The sequence below is a fragment of the Paraburkholderia aspalathi genome (assembly GCF_905220735.1).
Classification (GTDB): domain Bacteria; phylum Pseudomonadota; class Gammaproteobacteria; order Burkholderiales; family Burkholderiaceae; genus Paraburkholderia; species Paraburkholderia aspalathi.
This window is the reverse complement of sequence record NZ_CAJNBA010000021.1, coordinates 1-18,607: the sequence shown is the minus strand read 5'-3', so window position 1 is coordinate 18,607 and position 18,607 is coordinate 1. Positions and strand designations below refer to the sequence as shown.

The window sequence follows — 18,607 nt, the reverse complement described above, 5'->3', positions numbered from 1 at the left end:
GTCGTCCACCATGTCGCACTTGTTCAGGAACACGATGATGTACGGAACGCCAACCTGACGCGCCAGCAGGATGTGCTCACGCGTTTGCGGCATCGGGCCGTCTGCAGCCGAACACACCAGGATCGCGCCGTCCATCTGCGCTGCGCCCGTGATCATGTTCTTCACATAGTCAGCGTGGCCCGGGCAGTCGACGTGTGCGTAGTGGCGGTTAGCCGTTTCGTACTCGACGTGCGCCGTGTTGATCGTGATACCACGCGCCTTTTCTTCCGGCGCCGCGTCGATCTGGTCGTATGCCTTTGCTTCGCCGCCAAACTTCTTGGTCAGCACCGTCGTGATCGCTGCCGTCAGCGTGGTCTTGCCGTGGTCAACGTGACCGATCGTGCCGACGTTCACGTGCGGCTTGGTCCGTTCGAATTTACCTTTAGCCATGTTTCTCTTCTTTCAAAAAGTTAATCGTTGAATGACTTGCCGCGCGATTACTTCGACTTGGCGTTGATGATCGCTTCCGACACGTTACGCGGTGCTTCGGAGTAGTGCTTGAACTCCATCGTGTACGTTGCACGACCTTGGCTCAGCGAACGCAGCGAGGTCGAGTAGCCGAACATTTCCGACAGCGGGACTTCGGCGCGAACGATCTTGCCGCCGCCAATCATGTCTTCCATGCCCTGAACAATACCGCGACGGCCCGACAGATCGCCCATCACGTTGCCCATGTAATCTTCCGGCGTTTCGACTTCGACGGCCATCATCGGTTCGAGGATGACCGGCTGAGCCTTGCGCATTGCTTCCTTGAACGCCATCGAACCGGCCATGCGGAACGCGTTTTCGTTCGAGTCAACATCGTGGTACGAACCGAACGTCAGGTGAACCTTCACGTCAACGACCGGGAAGCCTGCCAGCACGCCAGCCTTCAGCGTTTCCTGGATACCCTTGTCGACTGCCGGGATGTATTCACGCGGAATCACACCGCCCTTGATTTCGTCCAGGAACTCGTAGCCCTTGCCCTGCTCATTCGGCTCGAGCGTGATGACCGCGTGACCGTACTGGCCGCGACCACCCGACTGCTTGACGAACTTGCCGTCAACGTCCACCGCCTTGCCGCGGATCGTTTCACGATACGCCACTTGCGGCTTGCCGACGGTTGCTTCGACGCCGAATTCACGCTTCATCCGGTCAACCAGAATTTCCAGGTGGAGCTCGCCCATACCCGAAATAATGGTTTGACCCGATTCTTCGTCCGTTTGAACGCGGAACGACGGATCTTCCTGAGCCAGACGGTTCAGTGCCAGACCCATCTTTTCCTGGTCCGGCTTCGTCTTCGGCTCAACAGCCTGCGAAATCACCGGCTCCGGGAAAATCATGCGCTCGAGCACGATCGGGCTTTGCGGATCGCACAGCGTGTCGCCGGTCGTTGCGTCCTTCAGGCCGACTGCTGCAGCGATGTCGCCTGCGCGCACTTCCTTGATTTCTTCGCGCTGGTTCGCGTGCATTTGCAGAATACGACCCAGACGTTCTTTCTTGTCTTTGGTCGCGTTCAGCACCGTGTCACCCGAATTCACAATGCCCGAGTACACACGGAAGAAGATCAGCTGGCCGACGAACGGGTCGGTCATGATCTTGAATGCCAGTGCCGAGAACTTTTCGTCGTCAGCAGCGCGGCGCTCACCTTGCTCACCGTTTTCCAGCTCGCCGGTAACCGGCGGGATGTCGATCGGCGACGGCAGGAAGTCGAGCACGGCGTCCAGCATACGTTGCACGCCCTTGTTCTTGAACGCGGTACCGCACAGCATCGGCTGGATTTCGCAAGCGATCGTACGGTCGCGCAGACCCTTGATGATCTCCGCTTCCGTCAGCTCGCCTTCTTCAAGGTACTTGTTCATCAGGTCTTCGCTCGACTCAGCAGCCGCTTCGACCATCTTCTCGCGCCACTCGTTGCACGAGTCAACCAGTTCCGCCGGGATCTCTTCGTACGAGAACTTCGTGCCTTGCGACGCGTCGTCCCAAATGATCGCTTTCATCTTCAGCAGATCGACGACGCCCGTGAAGTTTTCTTCCGCGCCGATAGGCACCACGACCGGAACCGGGTTTGCCTTCAGACGCAGCTTGAGCTGGTCGTAAACCTTGAAGAAGTTCGCGCCGGTACGGTCCATCTTGTTGATGAACGCGAGACGGGGAACCTTGTACTTGTTAGCCTGACGCCACACGGTTTCCGACTGCGGCTGCACGCCGCCCACTGCGCAGTACACCATGCATGCACCGTCGAGCACGCGCATCGAGCGCTCAACTTCAATCGTGAAGTCAACGTGGCCCGGGGTGTCGATGATGTTGATGCGGTGCTCGGCGCGATCGCCGGCCATGCCTTTCCAGAATGCCGTGGTAGCAGCGGACGTGATCGTGATGCCGCGTTCCTGCTCCTGCTCCATCCAGTCCATGGTGGCAGCGCCGTCGTGAACTTCACCAATCTTGTGGTTCACGCCGGTGTAGAACAGGATGCGCTCGGTCGTCGTCGTTTTGCCGGCGTCGATGTGAGCGCTAATACCGATGTTACGGTAGCGCTCGATAGGTGTCTTGCGAGCCACTTTGATCCTCTATTGGGATGACGCGATGCGAGAAAATACCCATCGCGCTGTAACACAAACGGGCGAGGCGCTTTGTAAGCGCACCCGCCCGGAATTTCTTTCCGTTTTTTCTGCTAAACCCGGGTTCGGGAAGCTTAGAAACGGAAGTGCGAGAACGCCTTGTTGGCTTCTGCCATCCGGTGAACTTCGTCGCGCTTCTTCATCGCGCCGCCACGGCCTTCAGCCGCTTCGGAGAGTTCACCTGCAAGACGCAGGGCCATCGACTTCTCGCTGCGCTTCTTCGCGGCTTCACGCAACCAACGCATCGCCAATGCCATACGACGCGACGGACGCACTTCGACCGGAACCTGATAGTTCGCACCACCAACGCGGCGGCTCTTAACTTCGACCACCGGCTTGACGTTGTTGAGCGCTACCGTGAACACTTCCAGCGGGTCCTTGCCACCCTTGGTCTGGATCTGTTCGAAAGCGCCGTACACGATGCGCTCAGCAACCGACTTCTTGCCGGAGAGCATCAGCACGTTCATGAACTTAGCTACATCTACGTTACCGAACTTCGGATCCGGCAACACTTCCCGCTTGGGGACTTCGCGACGACGCGGCATGTTTCTTCCTTTAACTTTTCAGTTGGAGCTATTTTTTAGCCCCGCGGCCACCAACTAACCCGATTCATCTCTAACGACTTACCAGCCTGGTCGGGTGACCACTTACTCGACAGCACCGGCAATTCCGGCACCACCGCTATTACCGCCTTTCTTTAAAGGCGACCTGAAACTACACTGACCGGCTAATTACTTGCCAGCCTTGGCACGCTTCGCACCGTACTTCGAGCGAGCCTGCTTACGATCCTTGACGCCCTGGGTATCCAGCGAGCCACGAACCATGTGGTAACGCACACCCGGCAAGTCCTTAACACGGCCGCCGCGAATCAGCACGACCGAGTGTTCCTGCAGGTTGTGGCCTTCACCACCGATGTACGAAATAACTTCGAAGCCGTTCGTCAGACGAACCTTGGCAACCTTACGGAGTGCCGAGTTAGGCTTCTTCGGCGTCGTGGTGTACACACGGGTGCACACGCCGCGACGCTGGGGGCAGTCCTGCAAAGCCGGGCTCTTGCTCTTCGTCGTTTCCGACGCGCGGCCTTTGCGAACCAGTTGATTGATGGTTGGCATTGTTTATTCCTGAAATTGAACAAAATCGACGCATCTGTTTCCGGGCAAAGCAGAAACGATTGCGCATCGAACTTCCGGACCGAGGGATCAGCGCACGAATTGACTTCGCACACAGGCATTCCAAGAACCGGAACCTAGCATAATATTCCGAAAATGCTAAGGGAGTCAACAGGTTGCGATGTTTCGCACGCCCGCCGACCTCAAACTGCGCTCGCCGGCGCTTAGTCGGCGCCGACGACTTCCAGCAACTCGTCGCCGAAACGGTCCAATTTGCGCGCGCCCATGCCCGGAATGCCACGCAAATCCTCGATGGAATCAGGGCCGTTGCGGGCAATTTCGGCCAGCGTGGCGTCGTGGAAGATGACGTAGGCCGGCACGCCGTCGCTTTTCGCAGTCTCCGTGCGCCAGGCGCGCAGGCGCTCCCAGCGGGCGCGCTCGCGCGGACCCATGCCGATCGTCGGGTCGGCGCGCTCAGTGGTGCGGCTGGAAGACTGGCGGGTACGCGTCGGCTTCACGTAGCGGCGCATTGTTACGTTCTGCTCGCTCTTCAGCACTGCTTTGGCGGCTTCGGTCAGCACCAGCGAGCCGAAGCCTTCGTGGTCGACGGCGAGGTAGCCAAATGCGACGAGCTGGCGAAAAATGGCGCGCCACTCCGGCTCGCCGAGCGCCGCCCCAATCCCGAAGGTGGTGAGCTTCTCGTGGCCGCGCTGCAGGATCTTCTCGCTGCGGTTGCCACGCAGAATATCGATCAGGTGCCCAGCACCAAAGTGAAAACCACTCGCCCGCTGCGCGCGGAACACACATGACAGCGCCATCTGCGCTTCGCGCGTCGCGTCCCATGTGTCGGGCGGTTCGATACAGTTATCGCAGTTGCCGCAGGGCTTGCTCGACTCGCCGAAATACGCGAGCAGCCGCACACGGCGGCAGGTCGCCGCTTCGCACAGTCCGAGCAACGCGTCGAGCTTGCCAGTCTGCACGCGTTTATGCGCGTCGTCGGCGTCGGACTCGTCAATCATCTTGCGCTGCTGCACAACGTCGCCCAAACCGTACGCCATCCAGGCGTTTGCCGGCATACCGTCGCGACCAGCGCGCCCGGTTTCCTGGTAGTAACCTTCGACACTCTTCGGTAAATCAAGGTGAGCCACGAAGCGCACGTCCGGCTTGTCGATGCCCATACCGAACGCAATCGTCGCGCACATCACGATGCCTTCCTCGCGCTGGAACATCTCCTGATGCTTCTGGCGAATTTCGAACTCCATGCCAGCGTGGTACGGCAACGCGCGCATCCCCTTCTCTTTCAGCCACTCAGCCGTTTCTTCGACCTTGCGACGCGACAGGCAATAGACAACGCCGGCGTCGGTCGTACCGTCCGGTTTCGAGTGTTCAGCGCGAATAAAGTCGAGCAACTGCGTGCGTGCATTGTCCTTTTCGACGATGCGATAGCGGATGTTCGGGCGATCGAAACTGGAGACGAAGATGCGCGCGTCATCGAGCGCGAGACGGTGGATGATTTCGTCGCGTGTGATCGCGTCGGCGGTCGCGGTGAGCGCGATGCGCGGCACGTTCGGAAAGCGCTCGTGCAGTACTGACAGCTGAATATATTCAGGGCGGAAATCGTGACCCCATTGCGACACGCAGTGCGCTTCGTCGATGGCGAACAACCCGATGCGCGTGCGCTCGAGCAATTCCTGGAAACGGGGCGTCATCAATCGTTCCGGCGCCACGTATAGCAGATCGATTTCGCCTTCGCGCAGCGCGCGCTCAGTGGCCATCGCTTCGGCGCTCGACAGCGTCGAATTCAGATACGCGGCCCTAACGCCCACTTCCTTCAGCGCAGCGACCTGGTCTTGCATCAGTGCGATCAGCGGGGACACGACAATCCCCGCTCCGCAGCCCGCCTCGCGCCGCACCAACGACGGGATCTGATAGCACAACGATTTGCCGCCACCCGTTGGCATCAGCACGAGACAATCGCCGCCGCCGGCGACGTGTTCGACGATTTCGCCCTGCTGTCCTCGGAATGCGGGGTAGCCAAAAACTTCGTTGAGGATTTCGAGCGGACGGGACATGAATTGGAGAGAAGCAGCGTGATGCCGGTGACACGAATTTTACCAACGCATTCGTGCTGCGCCCGCGCTTTGCGACAACGTTAGCCGTTCGGCCGACGAATCCGCAAAAAACGCACAAAAATGAGGCACCCGCAGTGCGTGGGACAAAAAAAAACCGCTCAGTCGAAACTGAGCGGCTTCGCTGGCTGGTGAGCCCAAGCGGCTTGCGCCGCCCGGACTTACTCGCCTGAGTGCTGCTGTTCGGCGGCCGGCGTTTCCGGCGTACCGAATTCGAACGACTCTTCCGCTGCGATCTGATCGAAACGCTCGCGGTCGGACAGTTCCTTGCTCTTGCGTGCCTTGTGGAACGCGAGACCAGTACCAGCCGGAATGAGACGACCAACGATCACGTTTTCCTTCAGCCCGCGCAGATCGTCGCGCTTGCCCATGATCGCCGCTTCGGTCAGCACGCGAGTCGTTTCCTGGAACGACGCCGCGGAGATGAACGAATCGGTCGACAGCGATGCCTTCGTAATACCGAGCAGCACGTTGTCGTAGGTTGCCGGGATCTTGCCTTCCGCAGCCATCCGGTCGTTTTCGTCGAGCATATCCGAGCGCTCGACCTGTTCGCCCATGATGAAGCGCGTGTCACCGTTATCGACGATCTGCACGCGGCGCAACATCTGACGGACGATCACTTCAATGTGCTTGTCATTGATCTTCACGCCCTGCAGACGATACACGTCCTGCACTTCGTCAACGATATAGCGCGCCAGCGCTTCGACGCCCTGCAAACGCAGAATGTCGTGCGGATCAGCCGGACCGTCGACAATCATTTCGCCCTTGTTGACGACCTGACCATCGTGCACCAGAACCTGCTTTTCCTTCGCGATCAGGAACTCGTGCTGATTGCCTTCGAGGTCCGTGATAACGAGACGCTGCTTGCCCTTCGTGTCCTTACCGAACGACGTCGTGCCCGTGACTTCCGCCAGAATACCGGCGTCCTTCGGCGAGCGCGCTTCGAACAGTTCGGCCACACGCGGCAGACCACCGGTAATGTCGCGAGTCTTTTGCGATTCAACCGGGATACGTGCCAGCACTTCACCGACCTGCACTTGCTGACCGTCCTTCACGGTGATCAGAGCGCCGACCTGGAAGCCGATCTGCACCGAGTGCTCGGTGTTCGGGATCTTTACTTCTTCGCCGTTCGCGTCGAGCAGCTTGACCTGCGGGCGCACCGTCTTCGACGCTTGCGAACCGCGGCGCTTCACGTCGATCACGACCAGCGTCGAGAGACCCGTCACATCGTCGATCTGCTTGGCAACCGTCACGCCTTCTTCGACGTTTTCGAACTTCACCGTACCACCGTACTCGGTGATGATCGGACGCGTCATCGGATCCCACGTCGCCAGTTGCGTGCCGGCCTTGATCTGCGCGCCGTCCAGTTGCAACAGCGTCGCGCCGTACGGCACCTTGTGACGTTCACGCTCGCGGCCGTGGTCGTCGGTGATCATCGCTTCGCCCGAGCGCGAGATGACGATCTGCTCGCCCTTCGCGTTGGTGACGTAACGCATCGTCGCCGTGAAACGAACCGTACCGTTCGACTTGGCTTCAACCGACGAAGCCACTGCTGCACGCGATGCCGCACCACCGATGTGGAACGTACGCATCGTGAGCTGCGTGCCCGGTTCACCGATCGACTGAGCAGCGATCACGCCAACTGCTTCACCGACGTTGACCGACGAGCCACGCCCCAGGTCGCGGCCATAACAGGCTGCGCACAGACCGTAACGCGTTTCGCAAGTCAGCGGCGTACGCACGCGCACTTCGTCGATGCCGAGGCGTTCGATTTCTTCGACCGCGTCTTCGTCGAGCAACGTGCCCGTTTCGTACAGCGTTTCCTGCGTTTCCGGATTGACGACGTCAGCCACCGTCACGCGACCGAGGATACGGTCACGCAGCGCTTCGACAACTTCACCGCCTTCGACCAACGCCTTCATGGCGACGCCGTTGGACGTACCGCAATCGTCCTCGACCACCACCAGATCCTGCGTCACGTCGACCAGACGACGCGTCAGGTAACCCGAGTTTGCCGTCTTCAGTGCCGTATCAGCCAGACCCTTACGTGCACCGTGGGTCGAGATGAAGTACTGCAACACGTTCAGGCCTTCACGGAAGTTCGCCGTAATCGGCGTCTCGATGATCGAGCCGTCCGGCTTCGCCATCAGGCCACGCATACCGGCCAGCTGACGAATCTGAACCGCGGAACCACGAGCACCCGAGTCAGCCATCATGTAGATGGAGTTGAACGATTCCTGACGCGTTTCGTTGCCGTCGCGATCGACCACCGGTTCCGTCGACAGCTGTTCCATCATCGCCTTGCCGACCGCTTCCGACGTTGCCGACCAGATGTCGACCACGTTGTTGTAGCGCTCTTGCGACGTGACGAGACCCGACATGTACTGACGGTCGTATTCCTTCACCTTCTTCGCAGCGTCGCCGACGATCTGTTCTTTCTGCGGCGGCACGAGCATGTCGTCGACGCAAATCGAAATACCGGCGCGCGTTGCCAGACGGAAACCCGACTGCATCAACTGGTCGGCGAAAATCACCGTTTCACGCAGACCGCACTTGCGGAATGCAGTGTTGATGAGGCGCGAAATTTCCTTCTTCTTCAGCGGCTTGTTCAGCACCGAGAACGGCAGGCCCGGCGGAAGGATTTCCGACAGGATTGCGCGGCCGACGGTCGTCGCGTACAGCGAGATCTTCGGCACGAACGCCGGTGCGCCTTCCGACTTGTCTTCGTTGTGGACCATTTCCGTGATCCGCACGTTGACGCGCGAGGCCAGCTCGACTTCCTTGTTCTCGTAAGCACGCAGTGCTTCCGACACGCCGGTGAACGTCAGGCCTTCGCCCTTGGCGTTCACTGCTTCACGGGTCGCGTAGTACAGGCCGAGCACGATATCCTGCGACGGCACGATCGACGGATCGCCGTTGGCCGGGAACAGGATGTTGTTCGACGCCAGCATCAGCGTACGCGCTTCCATCTGCGCTTCGAGCGACAGCGGCACGTGCACAGCCATCTGGTCACCGTCGAAGTCGGCGTTGAACGCCGCGCAAACGAGCGGGTGCAGCTGGATAGCCTTACCTTCGATCAGCACCGGCTCGAAAGCCTGAATGCCAAGACGGTGCAGCGTCGGCGCACGGTTCAGCATGACCGGATGTTCGCGGATCACCTCTTCCAAGATGTCCCACACCACCGGAGTCTGGTTCTCGACTTCCTTCTTCGCAGCCTTGATGGTGGTAGCGACACCCATCACTTCGAGCTTGTTGAAGATGAACGGCTTGAACAGTTCGAGCGCCATCAGCTTCGGCAGACCGCACTGATGCAATTTGAGCGTCGGGCCGACCACGATCACCGAACGGCCCGAGTAGTCCACGCGCTTACCGAGCAAGTTCTGACGGAAACGACCGCCCTTACCCTTGATCATGTCAGCGAGCGACTTCAGCGGACGCTTGTTCGCGCCAGTCATTGCCTTACCGCGACGACCGTTGTCGAGCAGCGAATCGACGGCTTCCTGCAGCATCCGCTTTTCGTTGCGGACGATGATTTCAGGCGCCTTCAGTTCGAGCAGACGCTTCAACCGGTTGTTACGGTTGATCACGCGGCGATACAGGTCGTTCAGGTCCGACGTCGCGAAACGGCCACCATCCAGCGGCACCAGCGGACGCAATTCCGGCGGCAGCACCGGCAGCACTTCGAGCACCATCCAGTCAGGCTTGATGCCCGAACGTTGGAAAGCCTCGAGCACCTTCAGGCGCTTCGCGTACTTCTTGATCTTCGCTTCCGAACCCGTGTTCTTGAGTTCGGTGCGCAGCATCTCGACCTGTTCGTCGATGTTGATCGCGCGCAGCAGTTCGCGAACGCCTTCCGCGCCCATCTCGGCACGGAATTCGTCACCGTACTCTTCGACCTTGTTGTAGTAATCCTCTTCCGTCATGATCTGCCGCGCTTTCAGCGGCGTCATGCCCGGATCGATCACCACGTATGCTTCGAAGTACAGCACGCGTTCGATGTCGCGCAGCGTCATGTCAAGCACCATGCCCAGACGCGACGGCAGCGACTTCAGGAACCAGATGTGAGCGACCGGCGAGGCCAGTTCAATGTGGCCCATCCGTTCGCGACGCACCTTCGCGAGCGTCACTTCGACGCCGCACTTTTCACAGATCACGCCACGATGCTTCAGGCGCTTGTACTTGCCGCAAAGGCATTCGTAGTCTTTGATCGGCCCGAAGATCTTCGCGCAGAACAAACCATCGCGTTCCGGCTTGAACGTCCGGTAGTTGATGGTTTCCGGCTTCTTGACTTCACCGAACGACCACGAACGGATCTTGTCTGGCGAGGCCAGACCGATCTTGATCGCGTCAAAAACTTCAGGCTGTTGGACTTGCTTGAATAGATCGAGCAGAGCTTTCATTGCTTTCTCTCCGTAGTCCGATTAGTTGCGGTCGAGGTCGATATCGATACCGAGCGAGCGGATTTCCTTCACGAGCACGTTGAAGGATTCCGGCATGCCGGCGTCGATTACGTGATCGCCCTTGACCAGGTTCTCATACACCTTGGTCCGGCCCGCCACGTCATCCGACTTCACCGTCAGCATTTCTTGCAACACGTACGATGCGCCGTACGCTTCGAGCGCCCACACTTCCATTTCACCGAAACGCTGGCCACCGAACTGCGCCTTACCGCCCAACGGCTGCTGCGTCACGAGCGAGTACGGGCCCGTGGAACGCGCGTGCATCTTGTCGTCGACCAAGTGGTGCAGCTTCAGGTAGTGCATGTAGCCGACAGTCACCGTACGCTCGAACATCTCACCCGTACGGCCGTCATACAGACGCACCTGGTTCTTCGACGGCGTCATGCCGAGGTTCTTCGCGATGTCGTCCGGGAATGCCAGATCCAGCGCGCGCGACATTTCTTCTTCCGTCGCACCGTCGAACACCGGCGTGGCAAACGGAACGCCTTCGCGCAGGTTCTTCGCCAGTTCGACGATTTCGTCGTCCGTGAAGCTGTCCAGCTCTTCAGCGCGGCCCGACTCGTTGTAGATCTTGGTCAGGAATTCGCGCAGTTCTGCGATCTTCGCCTGACGTTGCAGCATTTCTGCAATACGCCAGCCGAGACCCTTCGCGGCCCAACCCAGATGCACTTCGAGAACCTGACCCACGTTCATCCGCGACGGCACGCCGAGCGGGTTCAGAACGACGTCAGCCGGACGGCCATCGGCCATGTACGGCATGTCTTCGATCGGAACGATCTTCGACACCACACCCTTGTTACCGTGACGGCCGGCCATCTTGTCGCCAGGCTGCAGACGACGCTTAACAGCCAGATACACCTTGACCATCTTCAGCACGCCCGGCGGCAGTTCGTCGCCTTGCGTGAGCTTCTTGCGCTTTTCTTCGAACGCCAGATCGAACTGGTGACGCTTCTGTTCGATCGAGTCCTTGATAGCCTCGAGCTGTGCCGCTGCTTCTTCGTCCGCGAGGCGGATGTCGAACCAGTGGTAGTGGTCGAGATCTTCCAGGTAAGCCTGTTCGATCTTCGTACCCTTCGCGAGCTTCTTCGGACCACCGTTTGCGACCTTGCCGGTCAACATACGTGCGAGACGCTGGAATGCATCGCCTTCCACGATACGCAACTGGTCGTTCAGGTCGAGGCGATAACGCTTCAGTTCATCGTCGATGATCTGTTGCGCACGCTTGTCGCGCTGAATGCCTTCACGCGTGAACACTTGCACGTCGATGACCGTGCCGCTCATGCCCGACGGCACGCGCAGCGACGTGTCCTTCACGTCCGAAGCCTTTTCACCGAAGATCGCGCGCAGCAGCTTTTCTTCCGGCGTCAGCTGGGTTTCGCCCTTCGGCGTGACCTTACCGACCAGCACGTCGCCTGCTTCGACTTCAGCGCCGATGTAGACGATGCCCGACTCATCGAGACGGCCGAGTTGCACTTCAGCCAGGTTCGAGATGTCGCGCGTGATTTCTTCCGGTCCGAGCTTCGTATCGCGAGCTACGACGTTCAGTTCTTCGATGTGGATCGACGTGTAACGGTCGTCAGCAACCACCTTCTCCGAGATCAAGATCGAATCTTCGAAGTTGTAGCCGTTCCACGGCATGAACGCGACCAGCATGTTCTGGCCGAGAGCCAGTTCGCCGAGGTCGGTCGATGCACCGTCAGCCAGAACGTCGCCACGCGACACGATATCGCCGACCTTCACGATCGGGCGCTGGTTGATGTTCGTGTTCTGGTTCGAACGCGTGTACTTGATCAGGTTGTAGATGTCCACGCCGACGTCGCCAGCAACGGCTTCATCGTCGTTCACGCGGATCACCATACGGCCTGCGTCGACGTAATCGACCACACCACCGCGGAATGCCTGAACCGTCGTACCCGAGTCGACTGCCACCGTGCGTTCGATACCCGTACCGACCACGGCCTTTTCAGGACGCAGACACGGCACAGCCTGACGCTGCATGTTCGAACCCATCAATGCGCGGTTCGCGTCATCGTGCTCGAGGAACGGAATCAGCGATGCTGCCACCGAGACGATCTGCGACGGCGCCACGTCCATGTACTGGATGCGGTCCGGCGTAACCATCAGCGTTTCGCCTGCTTCACGCGACGACACCAGTTCGTCGGTCAGCGAGCCGTCAGCAGCAACCGCCGCGTTCGCCTGAGCGATCACGTAACGGCCTTCTTCGATCGCCGACAGATAGTCGATCTGATCGGTCACCTTGCTGTCCACGACCTTGCGATACGGCGTTTCGAGGAAGCCGTATTCGTTCAGGTGCGCGTACAGTGCCAGCGAGTTGATCAGGCCGATGTTCGGACCTTCCGGCGTTTCAATCGGGCACACACGGCCATAGTGGGTCGGGTGCACGTCGCGGACTTCAAAGCCAGCGCGCTCACGCGTCAAACCGCCCGGGCCAAGTGCCGAAACACGGCGCTTGTGGGTGATTTCCGACAGCGGGTTGGTCTGGTCCATAAACTGCGACAGCTGCGACGAACCGAAGAACTCGCGAATCGCCGACGAAATCGGCTTCGAGTTGATCAGGTCGTGCGGCATCAGGTTTTCGCTTTCGGCCTGGCCGAGGCGTTCCTTCACAGCACGTTCGACACGCACGAGACCTGCGCGGAACTGGTTTTCCGCCAGTTCGCCGACGCAACGCACACGACGATTGCCCAAGTGGTCGATGTCGTCCACTTCGCCCTTGCCGTTACGCAGTTCGACCAGGATCTTGATCGTTGCGAGAATGTCGTCGTCTTGCAGCGTCATCGGGCCGACGATTTCGTCGCGACCGACACGGCGGTTGAACTTCATACGACCCACCTTGGACAGGTCGTATGCGTCTTCGCTGTAGAACAGACGGTTGAACAACGCCTCAACCGCTTCTTCGGTCGGCGGTTCGCCCGGACGCATCATGCGGTAGATCGCAATGCGTGCAGCCATCTTGTCCGCGGTTTCGTCGATACGCAGCGTCGACGAGATGTACGGACCTTGATCCAGATCGTTCGTGTAGAGCGTCTGGATGTCTTTGATCTTCGATTCGCGGAGCTTTTCGAGGACGGTTTCGGTGATTTCGTCGTTCGCGTTAGCGATGACTTCACCCGTGTCGCCGTCAACGACGTTCTTCGCGAGCACGCGGCCGAGCAGATAGTCTTCCGGCACCGAGATGAACTTCGTTTTCGCGTTGTCGAGATCGCGAATGTGCTTGGCGTTGATCCGCTTGTCCTTCTGGACGATCACGTTGCCATCACGGTCCGTGATGTCAAAACGCGCGACTTCACCACGCAGACGCTCCGGCACGAATTCCATCTGCGCGCCTTCCGGCATCAGCGTGAAATTGTCGAACACGAAGAAGTTTGCGAGGATCTGTTCCGGCGTCAGGCCAATCGCCTTCAGCAGGATCGTGACCGGCATCTTGCGACGGCGGTCGACGCGGAAGTACAGCACGTCCTTCGGATCGAATTCGAAGTCGAGCCAAGAACCGCGATAAGGAATGATACGTGCCGAGAACAGGAGCTTGCCCGAGCTGTGCGTCTTGCCCTTGTCGTGTTCGAAGAACACGCCCGGCGAACGGTGCAGCTGCGAAACGATCACACGTTCCGTGCCGTTGATGACGAACGAACCCGTCGGCGTCATGAGCGGAATTTCGCCCATGTACACTTCCTGTTCCTTCACTTCCTTGACGACCGGCTTGCTCGGCGATTCCTTGTCGAGCAGCACCAGGCGCACTTTCGCGCGCAGTGCTGAGCAGTACGTCAAACCGCGCTGCTGACATTCCTTGATGTTGAATGCCGGCGGCGACAGCATGTAGCTGACGAACTCGAGACGCGCGAAACCGTTGTGCGAAACGATCGGGAAAACGGATGTAAACGCAGCCTGCAGGCCTTCCGGCTTGCGTTGCGTAGACGACGTGTCTGCTTGCAGAAACGTGCTGAATGATTCAAGCTGGGTAGCCAGCAGGAAAGGTACTTGGTGAACGATGGGGCGCTTCGCAAAACTCTTGCGAATGCGCTTCTTCTCGGTGAAGGAATATTGCATACGATCTCCGAATCACGGCGGGCATTGTTGTCGAGGCAGGATACCTTGATGTGACAACCCGAGTGTTCACCGACTGAGACCCGATGGCCGTCCGATGGCTTGAACGAGCCTAGAAGCTTGGTGGTTGGCCGCTACCAACCGCTGGCTGACGGCAGCGGATGCCTATGTTGCCCGCTACCCGACCAAACTTGCCTTCTGCAGTCGCTTCAGAAGACAAAGAGAAGCGCCGGTCAATATTGCCGACAGGCGATTTTCTTTGGCTTCTGGGACCCCTGTTCTTGCCGAAACTAGCTGACAAAAACATGGTTCCCACAAAGCACAAAAAGGCCGGCGGTGGAAAACCGCCAGCCTTCGCACAACGCGCCGAAACTTACTTGATTTCAGCCTTCGCGCCGGCTTCTTCCAACTTCTTCTTGGCTTCTTCAGCAGCAGCCTTCGGTACCGATTCCTTAACAGGCTTCGGTGCACCGTCGACCAGGTCCTTCGCTTCCTTCAGGCCGAGACCCGTCAGTTCACGAACAGCCTTAATGACCGAAACCTTGTTCGCGCCGACTTCCGTCAGGTTGACCGTGAATTCGGTTTGCTCTTCAGCAGCAGCAGCAGCGCCGCCGCCTGCCGGGCCTGCCACTGCAACAGCAGCTGCCGACACGCCAAACTTTTCTTCGAACGCCTTGACCAGCTCGTTCAGTTCCAGAACCGACATCGAGCTTACTGCCTCGAGGATGTCATCTTTTGCGATTGCCATTTGAAATACTCCTAAATTGAATTCGGATACAGCCAGCGATCAATCACGCTCGACTGAAGTGCGTTACGCAGCAGCTTCTTCGCCTTGTTTCTTTTCTGCCAGCGCGGCCAGAGCGCGCGCAAAGCCGGAAACAGGTGCTTGCATAACGTACAACAGCTTGGAGAGCAGTTCTTCGCGGCTCGGGATGTTTGCCAGCGCTTGCACGCCAGCCTTGTCCATCACCTTGCCTTCGTAGGAACCAGCCTTGATGATCAACTTGTCATTGCTCTTGCCGAAGTCGTTGACGACCTTAGCAGCGGCAATGGCATCTTCCGAGATGCCGTAGATCAGGGGACCGGTCATCTGCTCTGCCAAAGAAGCAAACGGGGTACCTTCAACAGCGCGACGCGCCAGCGTGTTTTTCAACACGCGAAGGTAAACCTGTTGCTCACGCGCTTTCGCGCGCAGCTTGGTCAGATCGCCAACCGTGATCCCACGATACTCAGCCAGAACCACGGTCTGGGCTTTCGCGACTTGCGCGGCAACCTCAGCGACGACGGCCTGCTTGCTTTCTTTATTGAGTGGCACGGTTAACCTCCAGATTCGATACACGCAGCGTGCGCCTTGTGTACCGCGTTCAATAACGGCGTCCGACCAGTCAGGAGTATTTCGACCGCTCGATGTGCACATTGCTGTGGACATCCAACGGTTTCATCACTACAAAACCTTTTCGGGTTCGCCATCTGCGTTGGCTTTGCATTAAGGGTTCGCCTACCTGCTGCGTTCCCGCCAACGGTCTTTGACAACCGGTCGCTCAATGCAAACTGCCATCTTGCGACCGCCCAAAGCCCATAAAACCGCCTCGACTCACATCGAGGCGATGAAATCTATTACTGTGCTGCGAGCGATGCCTGGTCGACGCGAACGCCAACGCCCATCGTGCTCGACAGTGCAACCTTACGCAGGTACACACCCTTGCTCGTTGCCGGCTTCGCCTTTTGCAGCGCGTCGACGAGAGCGTTCAGGTTGCTACGCAGAGCCGTCGGCTCGAACGAAGCACGACCAATCGTGGCGTGGATGATACCGGCCTTGTCGACACGGAATTGCACCTGACCAGCCTTGGCGTTCTTGACTGCAGTCGCGACGTCCGGCGTGACCGTGCCAACCTTCGGGTTCGGCATCAGGCCGCGCGGGCCGAGGATCTGACCGAGCGTACCGACAACGCGCATCGTGTCCGGCGAAGCGATCACGATGTCGAAGTCCAATTTGCCAGCCTTGACTTGTTCAGCCAGGTCTTCCATACCGACGACTTCTGCGCCGGCTGCACGAGCTTGCTCAGCCTTTTCGCCTTGTGCGAACACAGCCACGCGAACCGACTTACCGGTACCTGCTGGCAGCACGACCGAGCCACGAACCACTTGGTCCGACTTCTTCGCGTCGATGCCGAGTTGCACTGCAACGTCGATCGACTCGTCGAACTTCGCGCTTGCGCATTCCTTCACGAGCGACAGAGCTTCGTCGATCGCGTACAGCTTTTGACGATCAACCTTGGCTGCAAATGCTTGCAGACGTTTTGAAAGCTTAGCCATTTACACGCCCTCCACGGTGATGCCCATCGAGCGGGCGCTACCAGCGATCGTACGAACCGCTGCGTCCAGATCAGCTGCCGTCAGATCGGGCATCTTGGTCTTGGCGATGTCTTCAGCTTGAGCGCGGGTGATCTTGCCGACCTTGTCGGTATGCGGCTTAGCCGAACCCTTGTCGATCTTCGCTGCCTTCTTGATCAGAACCGTAGCCGGCGGCGTCTTCAGAACGAACGTGAAGCTCTTGTCCGCAAACGCGGTGATCACGACCGGAATCGGCAGACCCGGCTCCATAGCTTGAGTCTGCGCGTTGAACGCCTTGCAGAACTCCATGATGTTCAGGCCGCGTTGGCCCAGTGCCGGACCGACCGGCGGCGACGGGTTGGCTTTACCTGCAGGAATCTGCAGCTTGATAAAGCCGATGATTTTCTTTGCCATTTTGAAAACCTCTTAGGAACGCCGCCCTAGTACAAGCGGACATTCAGTGAGTAGTAGCGCGCGTTCGCCGAAAGACAGACTACTTACGCTCCTCAACGGCCATTACGCGGACCGTAAGCGCGAAATACGGAACGCACCGATCGGCGCGCCCCGTAGAATTCTGGATTACAACTTTTCGACCTGGCCGAATTCCAGCTCGACCGGCGTTGCGCGGCCGAAGATTGTAACGGAAACACGGACGCGCGACTTTTCGTAGTTCACTTCTTCGACGCTGCCGTTGAAATCCGTGAACGGACCGTCCTTCACCCGCACCATCTCGCCTACTTCGAACAGGGTCTTCGGACGCGGCTTTTCCACGCCTTCCTGCATTTGCGACATGATCTTCTCGACTTCCCGCGGGGAAATCGGGCTCGGACGATTGCGCGCACCGCCTACGAAACCCGTCACCTTTGCCGTGTTCTTCACGAGGTGCCACGTTTCGTCTGTCATTTCCATTTCCACAAGGACATAGCCCGGGAAGAAACGACGTTCGGTCACCGATTTGTGACCGCCTTTCACCTCGACCACTTCTTCAGTCGGAACGAGGATTTGACCAAACTGGTCTTGCATGCCAGCACGTTCGATGCGCTCTTGAAGCGCACGTTGCACGCTCTTCTCCATGCCGGAGTAGGCGTGCACCACGTACCAACGTTTGCCGCTCGGGGATGCCGGAGTATCGCTCATATCATTTCCAACCCAGAATCACCGAGAAAATCGCCCATTCAATGGATTTATCGCTAATCCAAAGAAAGATCGCCATGACGAACACGAAGCCGAACACTACGAGCGTTGTCTGGGTGGCCTCTTTACGAGTCGGCCAGACAACCTTGCGAACTTCTTTGTACGAGTCTTTGGCGAAAGCGATGAAACCCTTGCCAGGCGCGGAGAGAAGACCGACTGCAACACCCGCGATAGCGCCAACAGCCAAGGCGGCTCCGCGGACGTACCATTCCTGGCCGCTGAGCCAGAAGAACCCCACGAACCCGGCCAAGACCAACAATACGCCCGCGACGAGCATCAGCTTGTCGCCGGATGTATTTACAGTTTCGACGGAAGGATTCGCCATAACACCTTAACGAAGCGCCATATACGGCGCGAGAGTTGGCAGGGGCAGAGGGAATCGAACCCCCAACCTTCGGTTTTGGAGACCGACGCTCTGCCAGTTGAGCTATACCCCTAAACCATTTTGGGGTTGACGACACCGCCAACCCCGAAACTACCGATCAACGAGAACTTTCTGGCGTTACTCGAGGATCTTGGCAACCACACCTGCGCCGACCGTACGGCCGCCTTCGCGGATTGCGAAACGCAGACCTTCTTCCATCGCGATCGGGTTGATCAGCTTCACCGTGATCGACACGTTGTCGCCCGGCATGACCATTTCCTTGTCCTTCGGCAACTCGATCGAGCCCGTCACG

14 protein-coding genes and 1 tRNA gene are annotated in these 18,607 nt (G+C 58.7%); all 15 read right to left on the bottom strand.

Annotation, left to right across the window (positions count from 1 at the left end; all coding sequences use genetic code 11):
- Positions 1 to 429 (bottom strand): GTP-binding protein (locus KHO30_RS38815; RefSeq protein ID WP_211704059.1); only part of this gene is annotated, 429 nt, incomplete at its 3' end.
- A gap of 47 nt (positions 430 to 476) precedes the next feature.
- Positions 477 to 2,579: an elongation factor G gene (gene fusA, locus KHO30_RS38810; RefSeq protein WP_093647721.1), complete on the bottom strand. Its 2,103-nt coding sequence runs from the start codon at positions 2,577 to 2,579 to the stop codon at positions 477 to 479.
- A gap of 134 nt (positions 2,580 to 2,713) precedes the next feature.
- Positions 2,714 to 3,184 (bottom strand): 30S ribosomal protein S7, encoded by a 471-nt coding sequence (gene rpsG / locus KHO30_RS38805; RefSeq protein WP_006053291.1) that lies wholly within the window; start codon positions 3,182 to 3,184, stop codon positions 2,714 to 2,716.
- Positions 3,185 to 3,370: 186 nt separating this feature from the next.
- The gene (gene rpsL, locus KHO30_RS38800; protein ID WP_006998493.1) at positions 3,371 to 3,751 is read right to left on the bottom strand and encodes a 30S ribosomal protein S12; all 381 of its coding nucleotides are present in this window, start codon (positions 3,749 to 3,751) and stop codon (positions 3,371 to 3,373) included.
- A gap of 221 nt (positions 3,752 to 3,972) precedes the next feature.
- Positions 3,973 to 5,820: a DNA helicase RecQ gene (gene recQ / locus KHO30_RS38795; protein WP_200650933.1), complete on the bottom strand. Its 1,848-nt coding sequence runs from the start codon at positions 5,818 to 5,820 to the stop codon at positions 3,973 to 3,975.
- 218 nt (positions 5,821 to 6,038) lie between these two features.
- Positions 6,039 to 10,277: a DNA-directed RNA polymerase subunit beta' gene (rpoC, locus tag KHO30_RS38790; RefSeq protein ID WP_093647725.1), complete on the bottom strand. Its 4,239-nt coding sequence runs from the start codon at positions 10,275 to 10,277 to the stop codon at positions 6,039 to 6,041.
- Positions 10,278 to 10,298: 21 nt separating this feature from the next.
- Complete coding sequence (gene rpoB, locus KHO30_RS38785) at positions 10,299 to 14,405, bottom strand: DNA-directed RNA polymerase subunit beta (protein ID WP_054043374.1); 4,107 nt, start codon at positions 14,403 to 14,405, stop codon at positions 10,299 to 10,301.
- Positions 14,406 to 14,775: 370 nt separating this feature from the next.
- Complete coding sequence (rplL, locus tag KHO30_RS38780) at positions 14,776 to 15,150, bottom strand: 50S ribosomal protein L7/L12 (protein ID WP_054043372.1); 375 nt, start codon at positions 15,148 to 15,150, stop codon at positions 14,776 to 14,778.
- A gap of 63 nt (positions 15,151 to 15,213) precedes the next feature.
- Positions 15,214 to 15,717 carry a 50S ribosomal protein L10 gene (gene rplJ / locus KHO30_RS38775; protein WP_054043370.1) on the bottom strand — a complete coding sequence of 168 codons (504 nt, stop codon included), beginning with the start codon at positions 15,715 to 15,717 and terminating at the stop codon, positions 15,214 to 15,216.
- Positions 15,718 to 16,019: 302 nt separating this feature from the next.
- Positions 16,020 to 16,718, bottom strand: a complete 699-nt coding sequence (gene rplA, locus KHO30_RS38770) for a 50S ribosomal protein L1 (protein ID WP_011490061.1) — start codon at positions 16,716 to 16,718, stop codon at positions 16,020 to 16,022.
- Positions 16,719 to 17,150 carry a 50S ribosomal protein L11 gene (gene rplK, locus KHO30_RS38765; protein ID WP_025496715.1) on the bottom strand — a complete coding sequence of 144 codons (432 nt, stop codon included), beginning with the start codon at positions 17,148 to 17,150 and terminating at the stop codon, positions 16,719 to 16,721. It abuts the gene before it with no gap.
- Positions 17,151 to 17,315: 165 nt separating this feature from the next.
- Positions 17,316 to 17,873 (bottom strand): transcription termination/antitermination protein NusG, encoded by a 558-nt coding sequence (nusG, locus tag KHO30_RS38760; RefSeq protein WP_007180147.1) that lies wholly within the window; start codon positions 17,871 to 17,873, stop codon positions 17,316 to 17,318.
- A gap of 1 nt (position 17,874) precedes the next feature.
- Entirely contained in the window at positions 17,875 to 18,255 is a 381-nt protein-coding gene (secE, locus tag KHO30_RS38755) for a preprotein translocase subunit SecE (RefSeq protein WP_046567533.1), read from the bottom strand.
- Positions 18,256 to 18,291: 36 nt separating this feature from the next.
- A tRNA-Trp gene (locus tag KHO30_RS38750) sits at positions 18,292 to 18,367 on the bottom strand.
- A 65-nt stretch (positions 18,368 to 18,432) separates the two neighbouring features.
- Positions 18,433 to 18,607: EF-Tu C-terminal domain-related protein (locus tag KHO30_RS38745; RefSeq protein ID WP_483311290.1), on the bottom strand; the 175-nt coding region annotated here is incomplete at its 5' end.